The sequence below is a fragment of the Flavobacterium sp. genome (assembly GCF_031422135.1).
In the GTDB taxonomy this organism is placed as follows: Bacteria; Bacteroidota; Bacteroidia; order Flavobacteriales; family Flavobacteriaceae; genus Flavobacterium.
This window is the reverse complement of sequence record NZ_JANOQD010000036.1, coordinates 1-6617: the sequence shown is the minus strand read 5'-3', so window position 1 is coordinate 6617 and position 6617 is coordinate 1. Positions and strand designations below refer to the sequence as shown.

Annotated in this window: 7 protein-coding genes; 6 read left to right on the top strand and 1 reads right to left on the bottom strand. The window is 31.7% G+C overall.

The window, feature by feature from the left end:
• The 6 genes from RMO70_RS06185 to RMO70_RS06160 all read left to right on the top strand — a co-directional run.
• Nucleotides 1-687 (top strand): phage baseplate assembly protein V (locus RMO70_RS06185; protein ID WP_310555557.1); only part of this gene is annotated, 687 nt, incomplete at its 5' end.
• A gap of 3 nt (nucleotides 688-690) precedes the next feature.
• Nucleotides 691-2343, top strand: a complete 1653-nt coding sequence (locus tag RMO70_RS06180) for a hypothetical protein (protein WP_310555556.1) — start codon at nucleotides 691-693, stop codon at nucleotides 2341-2343.
• 6 nt (nucleotides 2344-2349) lie between these two features.
• The gene (locus tag RMO70_RS06175; RefSeq protein WP_310555555.1) at nucleotides 2350-2988 is read left to right on the top strand and encodes a hypothetical protein; all 639 of its coding nucleotides are present in this window, start codon (nucleotides 2350-2352) and stop codon (nucleotides 2986-2988) included.
• Between the two features lie 93 nt (nucleotides 2989-3081).
• Nucleotides 3082-3693, top strand: coding sequence for a hypothetical protein (locus tag RMO70_RS06170; RefSeq protein ID WP_310555554.1), 612 nt, complete (start codon nucleotides 3082-3084; stop codon nucleotides 3691-3693).
• Nucleotides 3694-3768: 75 nt separating this feature from the next.
• Nucleotides 3769-4167, top strand: a complete 399-nt coding sequence (locus RMO70_RS06165; RefSeq protein ID WP_310555553.1) for a hypothetical protein — start codon at nucleotides 3769-3771, stop codon at nucleotides 4165-4167.
• Between the two features lie 103 nt (nucleotides 4168-4270).
• The gene (locus tag RMO70_RS06160) at nucleotides 4271-4993 is read left to right on the top strand and encodes a hypothetical protein (protein ID WP_310555552.1); all 723 of its coding nucleotides are present in this window, start codon (nucleotides 4271-4273) and stop codon (nucleotides 4991-4993) included.
• Between the two features lie 369 nt (nucleotides 4994-5362).
• On the opposite strand, the gene RMO70_RS06155 is transcribed toward RMO70_RS06160, so the two are convergent.
• Complete coding sequence (locus RMO70_RS06155) at nucleotides 5363-6337, bottom strand: IS110 family transposase (RefSeq protein ID WP_310555551.1); 975 nt, start codon at nucleotides 6335-6337, stop codon at nucleotides 5363-5365.
• Between the last annotated feature and the right edge of the window lie 280 nt (nucleotides 6338-6617).

The window sequence follows — 6617 nt, the reverse complement described above, 5'->3', positions numbered from 1 at the left end:
ATTCAAGTGCAAATGGCTTGGCAAAAAAACAATTCCGAAAAAACCCCTTGGATTCGTATGACAAACCCACACGCTGGTGGTGGAAAAGGAATGTATTTTATTCCCGAAATTGGCGAAGAAGTTTTAATCGGTTTTGAAAGTCAAAATGCGGAAAAGCCTTATGTTTTAGGAACTATGTACAACGGGGCAGAAAGTTCAGGATATAACACCGAGGGCAACGACCAAAAAGCAATACAAACCCGTTCGGGAACTAAAATAATTATGAATGATGCCATTGGTAGCGTATTCATTGAAGACCCTAGCGGAAATACTTGGCTGATGGACGGAAAAGGAAATATCAGAGTGAAAGCACCAAAAGACATTATTATTGATGCAGGCGGAAATGTGAGTATTACCGCAGGTATAAATATTTCAACTTCGGCTGGTGTAAATATTTCTGAAACCGCAGGAGTTGACAAAACCGCAACAATTGGAATGATGAATAATACGTTTGTGGGTGGGAATAGTTTTATAAATGTTACAGGTAAACTGGTTGAGAATATTACGGGGAACAAGGAATCAAATATTGAGAAAGACAAGGAAACCAGCGTAAATGGCAAAAGAGTAAGTCAAGTAAATGGAAATCACGAGCTTCATTCTAAAAGCGAAATTGTCAATAATTCGGCAGAAAAATCAAAATTCTTTTAACTTATGGGCAAGTACACATATATAGGTGGCGATTATATAGAAAATATAGGCGGTAGCAAAATTGTTTATGTAAAAGGAAACAATGAAACCCATTCAAACGGTCAAATTATTCAAACCTCTGAAAAAGGAATGAGTTTTAGCGAGCCAAAAGACCCACCAGTAAAAGAAATTGAAAACGAAGATAAAGATTTCCCACTTGGTTGGTGGAGTTCAGATCCAGAGGGAAATGTGCCTGTTGAATATGACAGATTATACAACACTGGGTATAGAGCAGAACTGGAAGACGTAGTATATTTTCAGCTTAGAGTAAATAAAAAAGTACCAGTTGGAACACAAATTAAGTTTAAACTATGGGACCACGACTCCTCATTTCTTCGTTTTTTATTAGCTCCTGTTTTTTATGTTATTCATAATGACGACGATGACGATTTTGGTGTAGAAGGCGAAGAACTTTTCAAAACAAGTAAAGTAAAAGATGTAGGCGACGAAAATTTTAATAGAATTACAATAAAAATACACTTAAACCCACAATGGAAAGAACAATTAGAAAAAGACAAAGGCAGTTTTAAAGATGCTTGTTTAGATTTTTACTGGACTTGGCAGTATCAAAACGAAAAATGGCAATCTAAAGACATTCTTCTAAGAGTGTATTATAACAGAAACTTATTTATCAAAGAAGTTTATCCTTCAAAATATACTTTTCCCGAAGTCATTGACAGTAAAACAGGCGATTATATTGTATTCTTAAAAAATGAGGCAGGCGATGTTGTAGGAGATATAAACAGTAAAATCGACCGTTTTTATGCGGTAAGAGTCACCGTTACTGGAAAATACGAATTTGAAGGACGCACAAACAAGGTAACCAAAAAATTGTATGAAGAAAAAATAAACCTACACACAGGAAAAAGTAGCAATAAAAAAATATTCGAGGTCAAGGAACTCGTGGCATTCAAAGCAAAAAATACTGCCGAAATAACTAAAATAGAAAGTAGCGAAGTAACCCAAGTAAAAAAGAAATTTTCTGATTACTATAATGTTCACGATATAGGGAAATATGGCATACAAGGGTTGCAAGAAGCAATGAATGTTTTTGGATATATCGACCTTTTTAATGATGCAAGCGATGCCGTTGCAGGCAAAGGTTTGGCTGCCTATGATGCAATTGGTCTTGGTACTGCCGCAGCAGAACAAGCCACCAAAGTAGCAATAGCACAAGAAACAAAATTGGGATTAATGACTGCCGAAGAAATAGCTTTAATGTCTTTGCCTGAATGGGTAAACCCTGTAGCTTTTGGTTTAGCGGTTTTTGAAGAAACAATCTCAAAACCCTTTGTAGCTCAAGTAATGCAAGATATTGAAGAAACAATGTTTGAGAAAATGGAAATGACAAAAAGAGGAGGGTTTGAAGCAGTACGATTACTACTTGACTTAAATCATAATGTAGCAAATTATTACATTTTAGTACAAGGTATACCACAAAATAAACACGACGAGGTATTTGCTGGAAAGATAAAAACCTATGAAGATTTAAAAAACAATAATGCTTTGTACCGTTCTAAAAATCCAAATGCCAAAACATATATATACCTTTTACAAAAAATTAAAACAGATCAAACAGATGTATTTGATTATAATATTGATACAATATTTATATAAAAAAAAATGAAAAATAATATTTTAAGTTTATTTATTTTATTTATGATATTATCTTGTTCAAGCAAGATAAAAGATGTGCAGATAAAACATATTAAGAACGTTAAAAATTATAAAGGCTTTATATCAAATGAAGAAATTTTTGATTTTAAAAAACGGGATACAATTTTTATATACCATCCAATTTCTTTTAGAATAGAAAATAATACTGGACGTAATTTAAAGATATCAAGTCTTAAAGATAATTTTCAAGTAGGAGTGTTTTATCCTTTTATTTACAATAATAAATATTTTAATGAAGTTGAAAAACCAATTGAATTATCTTCTGGTGATGATACTGATATTACTATGTTTGTTCATCTACCAGTTCCCGCGAATTTGTTAGAAAAAAAATATTTGGATGAATTGTTAATATCTTGTAATGATATTAAATGTGATACAGTTTCGATAAAAGAAATCAATCCTAGGCTACAATTTGTAATTGATTCTTTACTTAAAAAGAAAAGTATTTCTGCACATCTATATGAGGATAACGATTTTTATGGTGGTGCTTTAGTTATGTATTGTGTTAATAAACAAAAATCTGAAACGTTTAAGATGGATTCATTAAGTAAACAAAAAACTTCTTTTAGATATAATTGTGATTAACTGCTTTTATAAAAGCTAAAACCTATGAAAAAAATTATAGTTTACATATGCGTTCTATTCCTTATATTATCCTGTAAACATAAGATTACAAATATGTCTAATATAAAAATAGCATCAACCGCAAAAGATGAAACATACAAATCTTATGTAAAAAAATATGGATTAGATATTGATTCTAAAATGCTTGGAGATGATTGTCCTTGGATTGATAACCCAAAAGAAAATATTTTTATAAATATACCTATCTCCTTTAAAATAGATAATAATACAGGCAGTAATTTACAAATCTCAAATATATGGGATAATAATGATATAGGTCTTTTTGACCCAATTATAGTAAATAATCAGTATTATGATTTTGTAGGAACTAGAATTAGGATACAGTCTGATGAAAGTGCATACATAACTATGTTTGTACATTTCCCCGTTCCTGTAAATTTATTGGACAAAGTTGATTATGAGCGATATTTAAATGCACCTAGTAGTCGTAAACGAGATTCTATAGTCATAAATAAGTTTAATCCTAGATTACAAAAATCTATTAAAGATTCACTTAAAAAGAAGCAAATATCCATATATTACAGGACTAACGATTTAAAACAAAAAGCTATGGCAATTTATTGTATTGATAAAAACAATTTTAAAGTTTTTAAATCTGACACTGCGTCTATAACAATTCCTGATTTTAAATATAATTGCGATTAGCATCAAAAAGAATACAAGTAAAAGAAAATTACAATTAAATTTGTTTTATTTGCTAAAATGTAAATTCTTATTAAAATGTTAAACCAATCAGAATCATTAAAAACGACTCAAAAAATTGAAAATAAACTAGTCGTATTAACTCCTGAAATTGAAAAAAAATTAGAAAATATGTCTACTGATTTACTTTCCAAAACAGTTATTGATTATCAAAAATACAAGTATGATATCAGTGTTAGGAACAAAGCAGAAGAAATCTTAAATAAGCGAGGCTTTGTGATTGAAAAAGAAATAATTCCACAACCAGACCCTATTAAAAGTAGCACACTTTTTTTTTACATTTTTTTAGGAGCATCATACGTAGGATTATATATCTATTTTCAAGACCATCCATCCTATTTTCTTTCTTACTTATCCTATATTTTAGTTGGGGTAATCTGGTTATTCAGATATTATTACATAAATAATAAAAAATAAAATAATAAAAGCCATTCCGAAGGAATGGCTTTTATTATTTTATTTTACAAGCAATCATTATTTTAACTATTTTTGAAATTATGAAATCTAAAAAAATATAAATATGGCATCTTCATCAGAAGTAGGACACGCAAAAAACATTGCAAACCTCAATTTATTAAACACCAATATTGTAGCAGTTGGCGCAATTTACAATCCAAGTAATTCAAAATTACTTTTAGGCAATCTTCAAAGCATTTACACAAATTCATTTGCATATCAAAAAAGTGTGAATGATTCCCTAGCACCCTATTCGGTTGCTGTTGATGGCAGAGAAGTAATATTCAAACCTCTAAACCGTGAATTAACAAAACTTCGCAAAGCATACAAAGCAACCGAAGGAGTTACCGAAGTGCAACTAGAAGATTTTATGACAATTGTCAGAAAACTAAAAGGAGTTCGTAAAGAAACGAAACCGAAAACCAATCCAGAAGAAGAGCAAATTCAATATTCTGTATCGCAAATGAGTTATGACCAACGAACAAATAATATGGATTTATTAATTGCATTATTGCAAAACACACCAAATTATAATCCAAACGAAACAGAATATAAAGTACAAACTTATCAGGATAAAAAAGCAAAAATGCTAGTGAAAACGCAAAATGTTGCCAACACATATGTTCCGCTAAATAACGCAAGAAGTTTGAGAAATAACTCAATGTACAACGCCGAAAATAACCTGGTAGAAAACGCAAATAAAGCGAAAGATTATTTGTTTACAATACTCGATTCTGATTCGCCACAATACAAAGCAATCTCAAAAATCAAGTTCAAAAAGAGATAATCGAAACAACCTTTGTCCAAATCGAACAAAGCCTTGGCGCAATCGAACAAGGCTTTGGCTCGACTAAATAAAGCATAGTTCAAATCGAACAAGCCTTTGGCTCGACCCGAAAAGACAAAGTCCTAATCGAACAAAACAATGTCTAATTAAAATCAACCAAAGTCTCGAAAAAACAAAAGAACGGCTAAAAAAATAGAACCGAGAACCAAAATAAAAAGTAAAAACAAAAAAGAAAAGACGTCTGCCAACAAAGAACTGTGCTGAAAACCAAATAAAAAATCAATTATTTTCTCTATTTTTATGTTGAAAAAACAAATTTGTCTTGCGAGGGGAAAGTGATTTATTTTCACTTTCTCTTCAAAAGAAAATTTATATCATTTTTGGTTGCACGCTTCTATAATTTTCATTGTACTCCACCCCTGATTTTGCTATAGCAAACGCTTGTTTCAAGAGCTTATTGCACACTGCAATGAGTGCTAATTTTCTACTTTTTCCTTGATGGGTTATGCGTTCAAAAATGGCTTTGCACGCTTTGTTGTGTTTAAATGCGGTAAAACTGCACATAAATAACAAGTTCCTCAACTTGGCATTGCCGATCTTGCTTATTCGTGATCGCCCGTTAATACTCGTTCCAGACTGCCTAATTGATGGTGTGAGTCCGCAAAAAGAACACAGTTGCCCAGCACTTTCAAACCTGGTAAAACCATCGGTTAAAACCACCAACATTACCGCAGTTTTGCGACCAATACTAGGAATACTTTCTATTTTGGTGAGCATTTCTTGGTAATCAACTTTTACTAAAGCTAGTAATTCTTTTTCTATTGATTCGGATTCTTTTTGCAAGTTTTTCAAACTTCTTTTCAAAGATTTTACAACCGACTTACTTGGATTTCCCAATGTTTGCTCAGCTTGAAGCTTGTTTTTGTAAGCCGTACTTTGCTTGGTATAGGTTTCCAGTAATCGTATCATTTGAAAACATTCCATCTGATTTTTGGAATACCCAATCCAAGGCTGCAGTTCGCGCTCTTGACCATACATACAAATCATCTTGGCATCGGATTTATCGGTTTTTATGCGCGATAATTTCATTTGAATGAATCGTTTGATCGACAATGGATTCTCCACCGAAACCAGTATTTTATTTTCGACTAAATAATGTGCCAATTGGTAATGATAATATCCAGTAGCTTCCATAACACAATGGCTATCAGAATTTAATAGCTTTAAAAACTTTACAAAACCAATTTGATTATTTTCAAACTGACTGTGTTTTCCATTAGAATCCATCACATCAAATGTGTTTTTACTGATGTCAATTCCAAAAATTGTTTTAACTTTGTTCATAAGAAACTGTTTTTATGAAAGGACAATCTACTTGTTTTCATCACCTTAAAATCGAGGTCTTGGCCTCACAGAACTGTACGAAATAAGAGTAGAAAAGGCTGGGGATTATCACTGTTGACGAGGTCATTGCCTCTGCGGTTATCGAGAACCTTACTCCAGCCTTTTGTTCTTTCTGTTTTATATTAAAATTTTATCTAAATTTACATAATGTAAACTTAAGGCGGTTTGGCGCAATTGGGGTTTTAGGCAAACTTTAAAGTTGGTTTTGTACTTGCAAGTT